This is a genomic window from Bacillus sp. 22446, from assembly GCF_052044955.1.
Classification (GTDB): domain Bacteria; phylum Bacillota; class Bacilli; order Bacillales; family Bacillaceae; genus Bacillus; species Bacillus altitudinis.
Genome location: NZ_JBQEOD010000014.1, coordinates 1 through 17,907, shown reverse-complemented (window position 1 = coordinate 17,907; position 17,907 = coordinate 1). Strand labels below are relative to the sequence as shown.

Annotated in this window: 20 protein-coding genes and 1 other annotated feature; all 20 genes read right to left on the bottom strand. The window is 41.5% G+C overall.

From position 1 onward, the window contains the following. Positions 1 to 93: 93 nt before the first annotated feature. The 20 genes from rplK to ACTJJD_RS18235 all read right to left on the bottom strand — a co-directional run bounded on the left by rplK (position 94) and on the right by ACTJJD_RS18235 (position 17,700). Complete coding sequence (gene rplK / locus ACTJJD_RS18330; RefSeq protein WP_003216956.1) at positions 94 to 519, bottom strand: 50S ribosomal protein L11; 426 nt, start codon at positions 517 to 519, stop codon at positions 94 to 96. 171 nt (positions 520 to 690) lie between these two features. After that, positions 691 to 1,224 carry a transcription termination/antitermination protein NusG gene (nusG, locus tag ACTJJD_RS18325; RefSeq protein ID WP_003217197.1) on the bottom strand — a complete coding sequence of 178 codons (534 nt, stop codon included), beginning with the start codon at positions 1,222 to 1,224 and terminating at the stop codon, positions 691 to 693. Positions 1,225 to 1,395: 171 nt separating this feature from the next. Next, complete coding sequence (gene secE / locus ACTJJD_RS18320) at positions 1,396 to 1,572, bottom strand: preprotein translocase subunit SecE (RefSeq protein ID WP_008345422.1); 177 nt, start codon at positions 1,570 to 1,572, stop codon at positions 1,396 to 1,398. A 34-nt stretch (positions 1,573 to 1,606) separates the two neighbouring features. Beyond that, entirely contained in the window at positions 1,607 to 1,756 is a 150-nt protein-coding gene (gene rpmG, locus ACTJJD_RS18315) for a 50S ribosomal protein L33 (protein WP_008356502.1), read from the bottom strand. Positions 1,757 to 1,832: 76 nt separating this feature from the next. After that, entirely contained in the window at positions 1,833 to 2,489 is a 657-nt protein-coding gene (sigH, locus tag ACTJJD_RS18310) for an RNA polymerase sporulation sigma factor SigH (RefSeq protein WP_008345424.1), read from the bottom strand. 63 nt (positions 2,490 to 2,552) lie between these two features. Then, positions 2,553 to 3,065 (bottom strand): ribosome-dependent mRNA decay endonuclease Rae1/YacP, encoded by a 513-nt coding sequence (rae1, locus tag ACTJJD_RS18305; protein WP_007496285.1) that lies wholly within the window; start codon positions 3,063 to 3,065, stop codon positions 2,553 to 2,555. A 2-nt stretch (positions 3,066 to 3,067) separates the two neighbouring features. Continuing rightward, positions 3,068 to 3,817, bottom strand: a complete 750-nt coding sequence (rlmB, locus tag ACTJJD_RS18300) for a 23S rRNA (guanosine(2251)-2'-O)-methyltransferase RlmB (RefSeq protein ID WP_017359163.1) — start codon at positions 3,815 to 3,817, stop codon at positions 3,068 to 3,070. Continuing rightward, complete coding sequence (locus ACTJJD_RS18295; RefSeq protein WP_008345428.1) at positions 3,801 to 4,232, bottom strand: Mini-ribonuclease 3; 432 nt, start codon at positions 4,230 to 4,232, stop codon at positions 3,801 to 3,803. Before ACTJJD_RS18295 ends, rlmB begins: the two co-directional genes overlap by 17 nt. A 3-nt stretch (positions 4,233 to 4,235) precedes the next feature. Continuing rightward, positions 4,236 to 5,636 (bottom strand): cysteine--tRNA ligase, encoded by a 1,401-nt coding sequence (gene cysS, locus ACTJJD_RS18290; RefSeq protein ID WP_212357611.1) that lies wholly within the window; start codon positions 5,634 to 5,636, stop codon positions 4,236 to 4,238. Further along, a complete protein-coding gene (cysE, locus tag ACTJJD_RS18285) occupies positions 5,633 to 6,286 on the bottom strand; it encodes a serine O-acetyltransferase (protein WP_017366453.1) in 654 nt (217 codons plus the stop codon). The genes cysS and cysE overlap by 4 nt, the downstream gene beginning before the upstream one ends. Positions 6,287 to 6,367: 81 nt before the next feature. Then, positions 6,368 to 6,597 (bottom strand) — a binding site (T-box leader). Further along, a complete protein-coding gene (gene gltX, locus ACTJJD_RS18280; RefSeq protein ID WP_008345431.1) occupies positions 6,598 to 8,049 on the bottom strand; it encodes a glutamate--tRNA ligase in 1,452 nt (483 codons plus the stop codon). A gap of 94 nt (positions 8,050 to 8,143) precedes the next feature. Continuing rightward, the gene (gene ispF, locus ACTJJD_RS18275) at positions 8,144 to 8,620 is read right to left on the bottom strand and encodes a 2-C-methyl-D-erythritol 2,4-cyclodiphosphate synthase (RefSeq protein ID WP_007496273.1); all 477 of its coding nucleotides are present in this window, start codon (positions 8,618 to 8,620) and stop codon (positions 8,144 to 8,146) included. A gap of 3 nt (positions 8,621 to 8,623) precedes the next feature. Continuing rightward, positions 8,624 to 9,313, bottom strand: a complete 690-nt coding sequence (gene ispD / locus ACTJJD_RS18270) for a 2-C-methyl-D-erythritol 4-phosphate cytidylyltransferase (RefSeq protein WP_008345432.1) — start codon at positions 9,311 to 9,313, stop codon at positions 8,624 to 8,626. A gap of 13 nt (positions 9,314 to 9,326) precedes the next feature. Continuing rightward, on the bottom strand, positions 9,327 to 10,427 hold the full coding sequence (locus ACTJJD_RS18265; RefSeq protein WP_003217214.1) for a PIN/TRAM domain-containing protein: 1,101 nt from the start codon (positions 10,425 to 10,427) through the stop codon (positions 9,327 to 9,329). 153 nt (positions 10,428 to 10,580) lie between these two features. After that, positions 10,581 to 11,660 (bottom strand): DNA integrity scanning diadenylate cyclase DisA, encoded by a 1,080-nt coding sequence (gene disA / locus ACTJJD_RS18260; protein ID WP_007496267.1) that lies wholly within the window; start codon positions 11,658 to 11,660, stop codon positions 10,581 to 10,583. Positions 11,661 to 11,662: 2 nt separating this feature from the next. Next, a complete protein-coding gene (radA, locus tag ACTJJD_RS18255) occupies positions 11,663 to 13,042 on the bottom strand; it encodes a DNA repair protein RadA (protein WP_017359160.1) in 1,380 nt (459 codons plus the stop codon). 93 nt (positions 13,043 to 13,135) lie between these two features. Next, complete coding sequence (clpC, locus tag ACTJJD_RS18250) at positions 13,136 to 15,571, bottom strand: ATP-dependent protease ATP-binding subunit ClpC (RefSeq protein ID WP_007496263.1); 2,436 nt, start codon at positions 15,569 to 15,571, stop codon at positions 13,136 to 13,138. Beyond that, on the bottom strand, positions 15,568 to 16,659 hold the full coding sequence (locus ACTJJD_RS18245; protein ID WP_024718295.1) for a protein arginine kinase: 1,092 nt from the start codon (positions 16,657 to 16,659) through the stop codon (positions 15,568 to 15,570). The genes clpC and ACTJJD_RS18245 overlap by 4 nt, the downstream gene beginning before the upstream one ends. Positions 16,660 to 16,663: 4 nt before the next feature. Further along, positions 16,664 to 17,221, bottom strand: coding sequence for a UvrB/UvrC motif-containing protein (locus ACTJJD_RS18240; protein ID WP_007496258.1), 558 nt, complete (start codon positions 17,219 to 17,221; stop codon positions 16,664 to 16,666). Between the two features lie 14 nt (positions 17,222 to 17,235). After that, entirely contained in the window at positions 17,236 to 17,700 is a 465-nt protein-coding gene (locus tag ACTJJD_RS18235) for a CtsR family transcriptional regulator (protein ID WP_003217184.1), read from the bottom strand. Positions 17,701 to 17,907: the final 207 nt, after the last annotated feature.

Below are 17,907 nucleotides of genomic sequence, written 5' to 3'. Positions count from 1 at the left end.
AATCCTCCTTATGTGGTTTTAGCGGAATAACCTCCCACGAATAAGGGTTGCGAACTTGTCAAAACCAAACTCGCAACCCAACAAGACAAAAAATTAATCTTCGATGACAATACCCATACTGCGTGCAGTACCTTCAACCATGCGCATAGCTGATTCAACGCTAGCAGCGTTTAAGTCAGGCATTTTTGTTTCCGCGATTTCGCGTACTTTATCACGCTTAACAGTTGCCACTTTATTACGGTTAGGTTCACCAGAACCAGACTCAATACCAGCTGCTTTTTTAAGTAATACTGCAGCAGGTGGAGTTTTAGTAATAAATGTAAATGAACGGTCTTCAAAAACCGAAATTTCAACAGGAATGATAAGACCAGCTTGGTCAGCTGTACGAGCGTTAAACTCCTTACAGAATCCCATGATATTAACACCGGCTTGACCTAGTGCAGGTCCAACTGGTGGAGCTGGGTTAGCTTTTCCAGCAGGAATTTGCAATTTAACAACTTTTACTACTTTTTTAGCCACGAGACACACCTCCTTAAAGTCCGTGATGTGGTAATAGGGGAATCCCCCTCCCACTCAACAACTTCATTCTTTATATGAATGACGAAATAACTAGCTAGCGATCTTGAGCGAACTCAAGACGTACCTTTGCTATATTACCACTTCTATACACTCATTTCAAGCTCTTTTAAATTACAATTTATCGATCTGTGTGAACTCAAGTTCCACAGGAGTTTCTCTACCAAACATATTAACGAATACTTTGACTTTGCTTTTATCATAATCAATCTCTTCGATAGAGCCTGTGAAGTTAGCAAATGGTCCATCGATGACCTTGACTGTTTCTTTTAGTTCAAAGTCGATTTCTGTCTTGCGCTCTTCAAGTCCCATTCTCTTCAGAATGGTTTCCGCTTCGCCAGGTAATAACGCTGTCGGCTTAGAGCCTGATCCAGCTGATCCAACGAATCCTGTCACACCTGGTGTATTACGAACGACATACCAAGAATCGTCAGTCATGACGATTTCTACTAGCACATATCCAGGGAATACTTTCTTTTTCACTACTTTTTTCTTACCGTTTTTAATGTCCGTTTCTTCTTCTTCTGGTACAACAACGCGGAAAATTTTATCCTGCATGCCCATTGATTCAACACGCTTTTCCAAGTTCGCTTTCACTTTGTTCTCATAGCCAGAGTACGTATGCACAACATACCAATTCTTTTCCATTTTCGTTCAGGACTATTTAGTCCTTCCCTCCCCACATTTCGTAATGTCTATTTGACGAATCTCGAGTACCGGTAAATATTTTCAAGCAATTGAAAAAACCCGTAAAACGGGTTTTTTGGCAAGTCATATTATGATCTATTATAGCACGTTCAGCAGACCATTATTCAAGTATTAATGAATTAATTCGATTAATTGTGAGATTCCTATATCAAGAAAAGAGAAAAAGATGGCAAAAAATACGACTGTTAAAATAACAGTGATCGTGTAGCGGACCATTTCGTTTTTCTTTGGCCAGCTGACCTTTTTCATTTCTTTCCCGACACTTTTTAAGAAACTGATAATACGCATGTAAAAGACCTCCACAGATTAAAGAACGCAAATCCTACTTCGTTTCTAAATGTGTTTTATGTGAATTACAAGTCTTGCAATATTTCTTAACTTCTAATCTTTCAGCTGCTGAAGCAACACTTTTCATTGTCGTATAATTGCGGCTTCCGCAGTCTTTACAGGCTAGAGTAATCTTTTTCCTCATATTTACACCTATTTTCTCGACATCATTTCCTTAGTACCTTATCACAGTGTCGAAAAAGCTGTCAATATAGGTTTGATTAGAGACTGATCTCGCGCAGCTCTAAATATTTCTCTAATTTTCTCTTTACTCTTTGGAGTGCGTTATCAATTGATTTCACATGACGGTTTAAATCTTCAGAAATCTCCTGATAGGACCTACCATCAAGATAAAGCACAAGTACCTTTCTTTCCAGCTCGCTTAGTAATTCACCCATTTTCATTTCAATATCATCAAATTCTTCTTTGCTAATGATTAAATCTTCTGGGTTAAGCGCTTTAGCACCGGAAATGACGTCCAATAATGTTCTGTCCGATTCTTCATCGTATATCGGCTTGTCTAATGATACATAGGAATTTAACGGGATATGTTTTTGGCGAGTAGCTGTTTTAATTGCGGTGATAATTTGGCGGGTAATACATAATTCTGCAAAAGCCTTAAATGAAGTAAGCTTGTCCTCTCTGAAATCGCGGATAGACTTATAAAGTCCGATCATCCCCTCTTGGACAATGTCCTCTCGATCCGCTCCAATCAAGAAATAAGATCTTGCTTTCGCACGTACAAAATTGCGGTATTTCGTTATTAAATAATCTAGCGCATCACTATCTCCGACATGAACCCTTTCAATGACTTGTTCATCTTCCAACTGGCAAAATTGCTCTCTGATGGACTTACCCTTGCTGTTGTTTAGATTCACTTCGATCCCCCCGACCGCACCTAGATAGAAATATTATACAATAATGGTTGAAATATCGTCAAGCTATTCCAAGTTTCCCCGCCGCCATTTTTCAAACGTTTTCAATACATCTTCTGACAATTCAATTTTGGATGCTGGTTTATCAGAAGTAATCTTTTTGACACGTGTTTCAATCTTTCGTTCAATCACTTCTATCTCTCTTAAGAGCTCTCGTGCTGACTTACGAAGTGCACCCTGTCCAAAAATCGCCCATTGTTCTGTATAATCAGAGGTCGCCACATGAATTTGCGTCCGAATGTTATTCAAGTCTTGTGCCAGTTTTTCAATCCGCTCATCAGCCGTTTCATTTTCTCTTGTAAAGATGACCTCTACTCGGTGGTTTGTCCGCTTCTTTTCGATTCCTTTGACCATATGGGCATCGAATACGACAATGACTCGATACCCTGTATATGCTTGATATTCTGCTAAATGTTGAATCAGCACGTCTCTGGCTTCTTCAAAGCTGTTTTCTTTTAAGTGCTGCAAACGAGGCCATGCACCTATCATGTTGTATCCATCGACTAAGAGGATGTCCATCTCTATTCTCCTAACGGATAACGTTTTCGATACACTTCATACATCAATAGACTAGCGGCAACTGATGCATTTAATGAAGTGACCTTCCCGGCCATTGGCAATTTAATCAAGAAATCACATTTTTCCTTAATCAATCGGCCAATTCCTTTTCCTTCACTGCCAATGACAAGAGCGAGAGGCATCGTGCCATCAAATTGTCTGTAGTCCTGCTTCGCAGATGCATCTGTTCCTGCGACCCAAATTCCTCTTTCTTTCATTTCATCAAGAGCTCTGGAAAGATTGGTTACTTTTGCGACCGGGATATGTTCAATGGCTCCAGTAGATGCTTTCGCAACAGTTGTCGTCAAGCCTACCGCTCGTCGTTTTGGAATGACGATTCCATGTGCACCAACAGCATCGGCCGTACGCATGATCGACCCTAAATTGTGCGGATCTTCAATTTCATCTAAGATGATGAAAAATGGTTGTTCATTCCGCTTTTCAGCAATTTGATACAGATCGTCCAATTCTGCATATTCATATGCTGCTACTTGTGCAACGATTCCCTGGTGCTGACCTGTTACCATCTGATCAAGCTTTTTCCTCGGAACATACTGAATGGTGATATTTTGCTTTTTCGCGAGTTCAATGACCTGCTGGGCTTGTCCTTTTACAGTGTTTTCTGCCATCCAGAGCTTGTATAACTCCCGATCTGACTTCAGTGTTTCAATCACTGCATTTTTCCCAATCACATAATCATGTTGCTGACTCATTTGTCTTCCTCCCTGACGTTCCAATTTCAATCGCCTGACTAATCAACTCTTCTAAGCGTTCGTCCTGCTTCTCAATAAATAAATAACCCATGAGCGCTTCAAACGCTGTACTATAACGATACGTTTGAACGTCTGTGTTTTTAGGCACTGTGCCTGATTTTGCATTTCTTCCTCTTTTCAGCACCGCTTCTTCCGCTTCTGTGAAAAAGCCCTTCTGCTGAAGCTCAAATAAAATAGCGGCCTGAGATTTAGCTGAAACGATCTTACTTGCACGTTTATGAAGCTCATTTGGTTTGGTCGCCCCCGTTTGGAGGAGGTGATGCCTCACGTATACTTCAAAAATGGCATCACCCATATAAGCAAGTGCAAGTCCGTTCAACTGTTTTCCGTCTTTCAGCTTTTCAAAATTCAACATGACCTATTCTCCTCTTTTCCAGCGCGTACCTTGAGGAGTGTCCTCCAATACAATATTCATGCTCTTTAACTGGTCACGAATTTGATCAGACAATGCGAAGTCACGATTCCTTCTAGCTTCATTCCGCTTCTCAATTAATGCTTCTACCTCTTCGTCAAGCGTGTGCTTTTCTTCTAGTGAGAAGCCGAGGACGGATGTGATTTCTTGGAACAATCCGATAAATGCCTTGATCACTTCCTCCGAAGTATGATCATTTTCCATATAATAATTCGCCTGTTTCGCAAGTTCGAATAAAACAGAGATCGCATTTGCCGTATTGAAGTCATCATTCATTTCAGAAATAAACGTCGCTCGCTGCTCTTCAACCTTCGTCAGCCATTCAGCATTATCTTCTGTGATATTCGTGCTGCTTTCAAGGCGATGATGTAAATTAGCATACGACGTTTTGAGTCGGTTAAACGCACTCTTTGTACTCTCTAGTAAGTCCATTGAGTAGTTAATTGGATGACGGTAGTGAACCGACAACATAAAGAATCGAAGTACGTCAGGATCTTGTTCTTTCACAATGTCATGCACGAGCACAAAGTTGCCTAGTGATTTTGACATTTTTTCATTCTCAATATTAATATATCCGTTATGCATCCAATACTTTGCAAAAGGTTTGCCTGTCAAAGCCTCAGATTGAGCGATCTCATTCTCGTGATGAGGGAACGTTAAATCCTGTCCGCCAGCATGAATGTCAATCGTATCGCCTAAATACTTTTTGACCATCGCAGAACACTCGATGTGCCAGCCTGGACGCCCTTCGCCCCACGGGCTATCCCAAGAAATCTCCTGATCCTTTGCGGCCTTCCATAATGCAAAGTCGAGTGCATCCCTTTTCTTTTCACCTACACGAATACGGGCACCTGTCTTTAATTCATCAATCGATTGGTGAGACAGTTTTCCGTAGCCTTCAAATGAGCGTGTGCTGTAATACACGTCACCATCTGCCTCATAGGCGTAGCCTTTTTCAATCAATGTGGCGATAAACGCAATGATATCATCCATATTTTCTGTCACTCGCGGGTGAAGGTCTGCTTTTTTGCAGCCTAATGCACTGACGTCCTCAAAGTATGCTTGGATAAATCGATCAGCAATCGTTGGGACATCTTCGCCTAATTCATTTGCTGCTTTGATGAGTTTATCATCCACATCAGTAAAGTTGGATACGAAATTCACATCATAGCCGCTATATTCTAAATACTTACGTACCGTGTCATATACAATGGCCGGTCTTGCATTCCCGATATGAATGTAGTTATACACGGTTGGTCCGCATACATACATTTTGACCTTTCCTGGTTCAAGTGGGACAAACTCTTCCTTCTTACGTGTCAATGTATTATAAATATTGATTGTCATGATTGTTCTTCCTTTCTGCTCAATGAAGCCAGCTCACGTTTTAGCTTTTCCATTTCTCGCTCCAATTCTTTGAAACGATCAGAAACGGGATCTGGCAAATCTTGATGATTGAGATCACGATTGATTTTCTTTCCATTTTGAACGACCACTCGCCCAGGTATACCTACAACAGTGGAATGGTCTGGTACGTCTTTTAACACAACAGACCCCGCACCAATCTTGGACCCTTTTCCAACGGTAATGGAACCGAGCACCTTAGCACCAGTCGCAATCAAGGCATCGTCCAAAATGGTTGGATGCCGCTTTCCCTTTTCTTTCCCTGTTCCCCCTAATGTCACGCCTTGGAAAACAGTGACGTTATCGCCAATTTCACATGTTTCCCCAATCACGACGCCCATGCCGTGATCAATAAAGAACCGCCGGCCGATGGTTGCTGCTGGGTGAATCTCAACCCCTGTGAAAAACCGGCTGACCTGAGAAATGATCCGCGCAAGAAAATACAGCTTACGCTTGTAAAATGCATGCGCAACACGATGAGCCCAAATTGCATGAAGCCCTGAATAGGTTAGCACTACTTCAAGATAGCTTCTAGCAGCAGGATCTTGATCAAACACAGTATCAATATCTTCTTTCAGCATTTTGAAAAACACATGCTCCCCCCGTTCTTCCCCATCAATCTCTCTTAGGACTTGCTCTCTTTTTTGGACAAATAAAAAACGCCTCTGCCATATGACAGAGACGTTTTGAAAACGCGGTTCCACTCTGTTTAGAAAGCCTCTTATTGCAAACTTTCTCAACTTCATCCCATAACGGAGGGTACCGCCCTTGCATACTAACATACGTGTTCCTCAAGGGTCTTGAGGGTGCATTTCCAACGTCTGCCCATAAGTCTCTTTCAGCCGGTGAAGACTCTTTCTGTGATAGGCGAAAACATTGTACTTCTCCCTCGCAACGATTTTCCTTATATTTGTTTAATGCGGTTTAATACCGTCTCTTTACCTAGTAGTTCAATACTTTGCGGAAGCTCTGGGCCATGCGTTTGTCCAGTGACAGCCACACGAATTGGCATGAATAGTTTCTTACCTTTATGCCCTGTTTCTTTTTGCACAGCTTTAATGGCAGCCTTGATTTCATCAGGTGTGAAAGACTCAAGACGTTCAAGCTGACCTGCAAACGAAGCCATCACTTCTGGTACTTGCTCTTCTGCAAGAACTTCCTTTGCCTCTTGATTATACTCAATTTGTTCCTTAAAGAACAACTCTGTTAACTCAACAATTTCTGCTCCGTAGCTCAATTGCTCGTGGTATAGAGAAATGAGTTTGCGCACCCACGTGTTTTCTTCGTCTGTCAGCTGCTCGCTTACCTTGCCTGCCTTTTGAAGATGTGGAAGTGTAAGTGCCACAACTTGATCAAGATCAAGTGCTTTCACGTATTGGTTATTGACCCATTTTAGTTTATGCATATCAAATAGAGCTGGTGACTTAGAAAGTCGATTGACATCGAAAATATCGATGAACTGCTCTTTTGTAAATAGTTCCTCTTCGCCAACTGGAGACCACCCAAGTAGTGCAATGAAGTTAAACAAAGCTTCTGGTAAATAGCCCAAGTTCTTATACTGTTCGATGAACTGGATAATTGATTCATCACGTTTGCTTAATTTCTTGCGGTTCTCGTTTACAATCAGCGTCATATGTCCGAACAGCGGAACATCCCAGCCAAATGCATTGAAGACCATAATTTGTTTAGGTGTATTCGAGATGTGATCCTCACCACGAAGAATGTGAGTCATTTTCATCAAATGATCATCCACCGCTACAGCGAAGTTATACGTTGGTGTACCATCTTTCTTCACAATAACAAAGTCACCGATGCCGTCTGTTTCAAATGAAATCTCGCCTTTGACCATATCGTCAAATTTGATGATTTCTCCTTTAGGCACTCGGAAGCGGATGCTTGGCTCTCTTCCTTCAGCAATCAGCTTGTCCTCTTCTTCTTTTGATAAATGACTGCATTTACCAGAGTATCGAGGCATTTCACTGCGGGCAATTTGTGCTTCACGCTCTTCTTCTAGTTCTTCAGCCGTACAATAGCACTTATACGCCAAATCTTTCTCTAGCAGCTCGTCATAATATTTTTTGTAAATATCATTACGCTCTGATTGTCTGTAAGGACCGTAGCCCCCATCTTTATCAATGCTCTCATCCCAATCAATTCCGAGCCACTGCAGGTGGCGAAGCTGGCTTTCTTCTCCGCCTTCTACATTACGCTTTTGATCCGTATCCTCGATTCGAATAATAAATTTGCCGCCTTGGCTGCGTGCGAACAAATAGTTGAAAAGAGCCGTTCTAGCATTCCCAATATGTAAATGACCAGTTGGACTCGGTGCATAACGAACACGCACTTCATTTCCCATGAGTTTAACTTCCTTTCATCTGCATCATGTTGTCTGACACCAATTTTTTATAAACGTATTTTATCATCAAAACCCATTCTCATCAAAATGGATTTTACTTTTTCTGAAGAAGTACGGTTGCTTGAGAGGCAATTCCTTCGCCTCTTCCTGTAAATCCAAGTTTCTCTGTCGTTGTTGCTTTGACATTCACCTGTGTGACATCTGCCTCAAGGGCTTCTGCGATTTTCTCACACATTGGCTGAATGTATGGTGCCATCTTTGGTTTTTGCGCCATGATCGTGCAATCGATATTCACCAGTGTATAGCCTTTTTCTTTTACAAGTGCCCACACGTGCTGAAGTAATTTAAAAGAGTCTGCATCTTTAAACTCAGGATCCGTGTCTGGGAAATGTCTGCCGATATCTCCTTCTGCAATCGCACCTAGGCAGGCATCCGCCACAGTATGAAGCAGTACATCCGCATCTGAATGCCCAAGTAGACCCTTTTCATAAGGGATCGTCACACCGCCAATAATAAGAGGTCTTCCCTCTGTTAATTGATGTACATCAAAACCTTGTCCTATTCTAAACATGTTCTAGTACCCTCTTTCCGCATCCATAATTGCCTTGGCAACCAATAAATCATCCGGTGTTGTCAGTTTAATATTGGTATAGTCTCCTTGGACAATATACACACTCTCACCGTGTAATTGTTCCACAAGACTGGCGTCATCTGTTCCAAGAAAGCCTGTCCGCTCCGCATGTTCATGCGCTTCTTTTAAAATAGAATGACGAAAAGCTTGTGGGGTCTGGACTGCCCACAAGCTCTGACGTTCAATGGTTTGTTCCACTTTGCCTTCTTGAACGCGTTTGATTGTGTCTTTCACTGGTACCGCTACGACTGCGGAGCCTTTTTCAATCGCTGCTTTAACGAGCAAGTCAATCTGTGTATGCTTAATAAAAGGCCTTGCGCCATCATGAACAAGCACGATGTCCGCATCTTGCACAGCCTTCAATCCTTCGTATACACTTTGCTGCCGTTCTTCACCGCCAGTGACAAGTGAAACAGGCGTTTGAAAAGCGTGTACCTTCAGTAGCCTTTCAAAGTCACGACGCTCTTCTTCATTGATCGCTAAGATCATGCGTCTGCATTGTGAATGAGCGTCAAACACCTTCAGTGTGTGGATGATGACCGGCATTCTTTTCAATTCAATAAAAAGTTTATTGCGGCCGGCCTTCATTCGCTTCCCCTGCCCCGCAGCCGGAATAACTACTTCATAATACATGTTCGTTCTCCCTTTAGAGCGCCTTCTCCAGAAGTTTTGGCTTCGCAAAAATCATTCTTCCAGCAGCAGTTTGCAGCACACTCGTGACGAGCACATCAATGTCTTTTCCAATATAATTGCGTCCTTCTTCGACCACAATCATCGTACCGTCATCTAAGTAAGCAACACCTTGGTTATGCTCTTTCCCGTCTTTGATGACCTGTACCTTCATTTCTTCCCCAGGCAGTACAACCGGTTTGACTGCATTGGCTAGATCATTGATGTTTAACACTGCTACTTTTTGAAGTTCGCATACTTTATTTAAATTAAAATCATTTGTCACAACAACACCTGAAGTTAACTTAGCGAGTTTCACAAGCTTGCTGTCAACCTCTTGAATATCTTCAAAGTCACCTTCGTAAATTTCAACTTTAATATCCAGTTCTTTTTGGATACGATTTAAAATATCAAGACCTCTTCGGCCTCTATTTCTCTTTAATACATCAGAAGAGTCTGCAATATGCTGTAATTCCTCGAGTACAAATTGAGGAATGACCATCACACCTTCTAGGAATCCAGTTTGACAAATATCTGCGATTCTTCCATCAATGATAACACTTGTGTCTAAAATTTTCAGCTTTTTATCTTCTATTTCAGGTTCATCATCAGCTGCTCCTTTTTTCTTTGTGACCTTTGCAGATCGAGAGAACAGCCCCATCATTTCATCCTTCTTCTTAAACCCTACCTGAAATCCAAGGTATCCTAAAAAGAAAGCCAGGAAAATCGGAATAATGGTACCAAAAATATGATATGGGATATTGTTTAGCGGGATCACGTTTACAATAAGATATGCTAGAATAAGTCCAAATACTAAACCGAAACTTCCAGATATAAGATCAGGAAGAGGCGCCTTCAATAGAGAATCCTCGATCCATTTCACCCAATTAACCACATAGCCTGTGCACCATTTACCAATGATAAAGAACACAGCGGCTCCTATTAGTGCTGAAGAGTAAGCATTTGTTATGAAAGGTATGTCCTTCACATTTAACAGCAGAAATAACTCTGGAATGATAAAAATCCCTACAACTGCACCGAAAATGATAAAAAACGCCTGAACGATTCTTTTTAACATACCTTCACCTCCTTTATTTTTCATCTGTCAATCCACCTTCATCTGACATTGATATATGCTTAAGTTTCCTATCATCATGAACAGAAAACAAAACCATCATTAATATACCCATATTCATCCATTTTTAACCGTATTTAAGAAAAATTTCTCTTTTTATAGCTGACGGTCGATATAATGTTTTTCTTGCAGTCTTTTTAATCCTTTTTTTATCTTTTTCGCTCTTACTTCTCCAATTCCTTCTACTTCATCCAAATCTTGTACATCTGCTTCCATAATTCGATCTAGCACACCAAATGCTTCGACCACGTTTTCAACGATCGGCATAGGCAATCTAGGGATTTTATGAAGTAATCTGTATCCTCTTGTGTACACATATTCGTCAATATTTGTAGATGCTGGATAGCCGAGTAACTTGTACAAAATAGAGTCATCTAAAAGTTCAAAGCTCGACATATCTTGGAGCTGTTTCAGCAGCACATATGGATCTTTGATCTTTTCTTTCACGTAATCTTTAATAAATAAAGCCGCTTCCTGCTCCATATCTGTAATCAGCTCATTGACTTGCAGACGGATCAAGTGTCCTTCTGTCCCAAGCTCTTTGATATACATATTGATTTCATTTTTGATTCTAAGTACCATTTCATAACGATGCAGCACGGATAATACATCACCAAAGGTCACAAGCTCTTCAAATTCTAAGGCGCTTAACGCAGAAATGGCATGATCTAAAATGGTTTTATATTTCTCAAGTGTTTGTATCGCTTGGTTGGCCTTCGTCAAAATAAAACCAATATCTTTCAGCGTATATCGTCGATTCCCTTGGTATAAGGTAATGACGTTCCGACGTTCAGAAATGGCAATGATTAAGCAGCCTGTCTGCTTTGCTACACGTTCAGCCGTTCGGTGTCTCATGCCTGTTTCTGATGAATGAATGGTTGCATCCGGCATGAGCTGTGTATTCGCATACAAGATTTTTTGACCAGAGTCACTTAAAATAATCGCCCCATCCATCTTCGCCAATTCATATAAATGTGCTGGGGAGAATGCAGAATTAATATGAAATCCTCCATCTACCACACTTTTCACTTTATCGTTATAACCAACAACAATGAGCCCTCCAGTATTGGCTCTTAGGACGTTTTCAATCCCTGCCCGCAGGGGTGTCCCCGGTGCCACAAACTGGACAATATCTAAGAGATCGACTTCTCTCGCTCCTTTTTTCTCTTTTTCCATTTCTATGATCCCCCTAGTGAAATACGAAGTGCCTCTGCTACATTTTCTACACCGACTAACTCAATCCCTCTCGGTTTTTTCCATCCATCTATATTCGCCTGAGGAATAAACATTCGCTTAAATCCTAGTTTAGCAGCTTCCTGCACACGCTGTTCAATTCTTGATACTCTTCTGACTTCTCCCGTCAGACCCACTTCTCCTATAAAGCAATCTGCTTGATGCGGCGCTGCATCTTTAAAGCTTGATGCAATACTAACGGCAATAGCCAAGTCAATCGCTGGTTCATCAAGTTTCACACCACCTGCGACCTTTAAATAGGCATCTTGGTTTTGCAGCAGCAGCCCTACCCGTTTTTCTAAAACGGCCATAAGCAATGACACTCGGTTATGATCAAGGCCAGTAGCCATTCTCCGTGGATTCCCAAAGCTCGTCGGTGAAATAAGTGCTTGTATCTCCACTAGAACAGGTCTTGTTCCTTCCATTGAGGCAACAACACACGATCCAGATACACCTGCTGACCGCTCTTCTAAGAAGATTTCTGATGGGTTTAATACCTCTGTGAGCCCTTCCTCTCTCATTTCAAAAATTCCTAATTCATTCGTTGAACCAAAACGGTTTTTCACTGCCCGTAAAATACGAAACGTATGATGGCGCTCCCCTTCAAAATAAAGAACTGTATCTACCATATGCTCTAAAAGGCGCGGCCCAGCAATCGAGCCCTCCTTCGTCACGTGACCAACGATAAAAATAGGAATACCATTCGTCTTGGCAATTTTCATCAGCTGGGCAGTGCATTCCCTCACCTGAGAAACAGATCCAGGAGCTGACGTGATATCGCTTTGATAAACGGTTTGAATTGAATCGACCACAACAAAAGCGGGTTTCATCTCTTGTATAGCAGACGTTATATACTCCATATCGGTTTCAGCCAAAACATGTAAAGAGGCACTTTCAATACCGAGACGGTCCGCCCTAAGCTTCGTTTGTTTGATTGATTCCTCACCAGATATGTATAACACATTCTGATTTTGATCTGATAGCTGTGCTGAAACTTGTAATAATAGTGTGGACTTCCCAATCCCAGGATCACCGCCAATAAGAACGAGTGAACCTTTGACAATTCCACTTCCTAATACTCGGTTAAATTCTTCTAAATTCGTTTTAATTCGGGGTTCTTCGGATGTTTCAATTGCAGATATAGGTGAAGGTTTTTGAATGGTTTGAACAGAATGATTAAATGCACTTCGACGATTTGCCGGCTCTTTACGAACGACCTCTTCTGTCATACTGTTCCAAGTGCCGCAGCCGGGACATTTCCCCATCCATTTGGCTGACTCATAACCGCACGATTGGCATATAAATTTTGATTTTGACTTAGCCATAGATTGAAGAATACAACTCCTTATACTGGTCAGAAAATAAGTAAAGGGAGGCATCCAACTTTCTGGTATGCCTCACACTTTTTTCTTACTATATTAGTTCGTAGCAGCCGTTGCTTTTACGACAATTTCTCCATCTTCTACATCTAATACGATATGTTGGCCCTTTTCAATATTGCCTTTCAGCAATTCCTCAGAAAGTCGATCCTCGACGTGCTTTTGAATCGCTCTTCTTAACGGACGAGCACCATACTCAAGATCTACACCTTCGTCGGCAATCTTGGCTTTTGCTGCTTCCGTCAATTCAATTGAAAGGTCCTGCTCTTTTAGTCGTTTTGTCAATTGATCAGACATGAGAGACACAATCTCTTTTAGATGTTTCTTTTCGAGTGAGTGGAAGACAATGATTTCATCAATACGGTTGATGAACTCCGGTCTAAACGCACGTTTCAGCTCACCCATTACTTTGCCTTTCATATCTTTGTAATTTTGACTTTCATCCTGCACGTTAAAGCCAACATATTTATTGCGCTTCAGCTCACTAGCTCCAACGTTTGAAGTCATAATCAAAATCGTATTTCTAAAGTCAACAGTACGACCTTTAGAATCAGTGAGACGACCATCTTCTAACACTTGAAGTAAGATGTTAAACACATCAGGGTGCGCCTTTTCAATCTCATCTAAAAGCACGACAGAATACGGCTTTCTTCTCACTTTTTCAGTCAGCTGACCGCCCTCATCATAGCCCACATAGCCTGGAGGTGATCCAACAAGTCTTGAAGTCGAGTGTTTTTCCATGTACTCAGACATATCAATACGAATCATCGCTTCTTCATCACCGAAGATAGACTCAGCGAGTGCTCTTGCAAGCTCAGTCTTACCAACACCTGTTGGCCCTAAGAAAATAAAGGAGCCTATCGGACGTTTCGGATCTTTTAGTCCAGCACGGGCACGTCTTACAGCTTTTGCAACAGCAACAACTGCTTCATCCTGTCCAATGACGCGAGAGTGGAGCAATTGTTCCATGTTTAGAAGCTTATCTGTTTCTGTTTGAGCAATTTTTGAAACAGGTACTCCCGTCCAGCTAGAAACAACCATTGCGATATCATCCACAGAAACCTCTGAATTCTCTTGTCCCTGCTTTTCTTTCCAAGATTTCTTCGTCACTTCTACCTTTTCACGCAAACGTTGCTCCGTATCACGAAGAGAAGCGGCTTTTTCAAATTCTTGACTTTGAACAGCTGCATCCTTTTCCTTGCGTACTTCATCCAGCTTTTGCTCAAGTTCCTTTAGATTAGGCGGTGTTGTGAAAGAACGTAAGCGAACTTTTGAACCCGCCTCATCAATTAAGTCGATCGCCTTATCTGGAAGGAAACGATCGGAGATATAACGATCAGAAAGCTTTACCGCCGCCTCAATGGCTTCATCTGTAATAGACACACGGTGATGTGCTTCATAACGGTCTCTAAGCCCTCTTAAAATTTGAATACTTTCATCAACAGATGGCTGGTCCACTTGAATTGGCTGGAATCGACGTTCAAGTGCAGCATCTTTTTCAATATATTTACGGTACTCATCTAACGTTGTTGCCCCGATACATTGAAGCTCACCACGTGCTAAAGATGGTTTTAGAATATTAGAGGCATCAATCGCACCCTCTGCTCCACCTGCACCAATCAGTGTATGAAGCTCATCAATGAAGAGAATGATATTTCCAGCCTGACGGATTTCGTCCATGACTTTTTTCAAACGATCCTCGAATTCACCACGATATTTCGTTCCCGCTACAACAGTTCCCATATCAAGTGTCATGACTCGTTTATCACGCAGAATTTCAGGCACTTCGTTGTGAATAATTTGCTGTGCGAGGCCTTCTGCGATCGCTGTTTTACCAACACCAGGCTCCCCAATCAAGACAGGGTTATTCTTTGTTCTTCTACTTAGGACCTCAATGACACGCTGAATTTCTTTGCTGCGGCCAATCACAGGGTCCAAGCTGTCCTCTTTCGCGATAGCCGTTAAGTCTCTTGCCAAGCTATCTAAAGTTGGTGTATTGGCATTGCTATTAGATCCTGCCGCAGATGCACCCGTTTCATTGCTGCCTAGAAGCTGCAATACTTGTTGGCGTGCTTTATTTAAGCTCACTCCGAGGTTATTTAAGACACGGGCAGCTACACCCTCTCCCTCACGAATAAGACCTAAAAGAATATGTTCTGTCCCTACATAGGAATGACCAAGCTTTCTCGCTTCATCCATAGAAAGCTCCGTAACCTTCTTCGCTCTAGGTGTGTAATGAGGAATAGCTTGAGACACCTCTTGCCCTCTTCCAATCAAGCTCTCGACTTCTTTTTGGATTTTATCTGAAACAAGGCCCAGTGCTTCTAATGCTTTTGCGGCGATGCCCTCACCTTCACGTACAAGACCAAGTAAAATATGCTCTGTTCCGATGTTCTTATGGCCTAGGCGAATGGCTTCTTCTTGTGCAAGTGCTAATACCTTTTGAGCTCTTTCAGTGAATCTTCCAAACATCATATCGTTTCATCCTCCTGTCCATTCCTATGCATTTCTAAGCGCAGCCTTTCTCTGATAATTGCTGCTCGTTTTATATCTCTTTCATTTGGTTCCAAGGCTCCTCCTGAATATTGCTGAAGGAAGCCAGGCTGTGTCAAAATCATGAGTTCATTCAGTATATTACTTGAAAGCCCCTTAATGATACCTAAATCAATTCCAAGTCGCACATCTGACAAACACTTAGCCGTTTCCTTAGATTCAATCATGCGACAATTAGCCAAAATCCCCAAGGAACGGTACACTCTGTCTTCAAGTTCAATTTTAGACGTCTGATATAATGCCTTACGTGCAGATCGCTCTTGTTCAATGAGCTGTGCCGTCACACTATTCAAGTCATCTACAATATCTTCTTCTGATTGACCCAGTGTCATTTGATTTGAAATTTGAAAGATGTTTCCTATTGCTTCGCTACCCTCACCATAAATTCCTCTGACCACAAGACCTAATTGATTAATTGCAGGAATAATGCGATTCATTTGTCTTGTCAGGGCTAATGCTGGTAAGTGCATCATGACTGAAGCCCTAATACCTGTACCTACATTGGTCGGACAGCTCGTTAAGTATCCTCGCTTTTCTGAAAACGCATAATCCACTTGCTCTTCAATCCAGTCATCTATTTGGTTAGCTGCTTTTAGTGCATTAGCCAGCTGAAATCCTGGGAACAAGCATTGAATACGAATATGGTCTTCCTCATTCAGCATGACACTGATTTCTTCATTTTCTGAAAGCAAACAGCCGCCAAATCTTGATTCTGCTAAATTGGGGCTAATCAAATGCTTTTCAACAAGTACCCTTTTAGCCAAAGGCTGCGTTTCATTCATTCGAATCAGAACAAAGTTTCCAATGTCCTTCACTTCCTGGCTCGCAAACTTTTGCTCGAATTGCTGAAGAACAGCTTCAGCCTCCTCTTGAGAAAACTGAGTTGGGAAACGAACATGCTCTAGATTGCGTGCCAGTCGAATACGACTGCTTAGAACAATGTCACTTTCTGGTCCTTTCTGTTTCATCCATTGACTTAATGCGTCTTGAATAAAATGCTGGAGCGACATGTCGTTAATCTCCCTCCCTCTGCTGAGATTGCTCATGCTCTAACGCACGAATTTGATCTCGAACTTCCGCTGCTTTTTCAAACTCTTCCTGTTCAATCAGCTGCTTCAGTTCTTGCTGCATTAACTCAAGTTTCCGGCGAACATGCAGACTGCCGGCAATCCGTTTAGGGACTTTTCCATTATGGACTGTATTTCCACTATGGACTTTCCTTAAAACAGGATTTAAATACTGATCAAAGGTTCGATAACATTCTGCACAGCCAAAACGGCCTGTTTTCCTGAATTGCTGAAAAGTTAAGCCACACTTAGGACATTGATCCACTTCTCTTGCTTCTTGAAAAATAGATGACCCTTTATTCGCACTTGTGGTAAAGCTAGGATCAATATTCAATAAGCCTGATAATAAGTTGTGAATCGAGAAACCTTGGTTTCCACTCATAGCATATGAATCACTGTTTTCTTTTGCACATTGTTCACATATGTGCATTTCTTGTTTTTCTCCATTTATTACTTTCGTAAAGTGAAAAGTGGCTGGTCTCTCATTGCATTCTTGACAAATCAATCTTTTCACCCGCTTTACTTTAATTTCAAAGCATTTAACATCGCTTTCATCATCCGAGCTCTCAGTTCATCTCGTTCAGGTAAATCAATGTGTAAAACAGAACGGTCCATGACACTAATCATCATCTTTGCTTCTCTTTCGGATAAAATGTTGTTCTCAACAAGACGCATGATGATATGATCAGATGCAGCCTGTGATAAACGATGATATATTTGGGAAATAATGTTGTTCAATAAATCGACTTCATCATTCATTTTGACTTTAATGATACGGATATAGCCACCGCCGCCACGCTTACTTTCAACGATATAACCTCTTTCGCTCGTAAAGCGTGTATTGATAACATAGTTAATTTGTGAAGGTACGCATTGAAACTTATCTGCAATTTCATTGCGTTTAATTTCTAATATTTCTCGACCATTCTGATCCAAGACTTCCTTCAAATACTGCTCGATGATATCAGAAATATTTTGTGCCACTCCGCCTCCTCCTCCATTGACTTTGACTATATTTGACTTTAATCTTACTATAAATTTTTTCGATCGATTTTTCAAGATAATCGCTCAACTAACAATATTATTTCCACATTTATCTGGTGCCAAACGTCCCAAAAACACAAAAAAGACCAGTTCCGATTGGAACTGATCCTTTGAAAAGCTTGGCGGCGTCCTACTCTCACAGGGGGA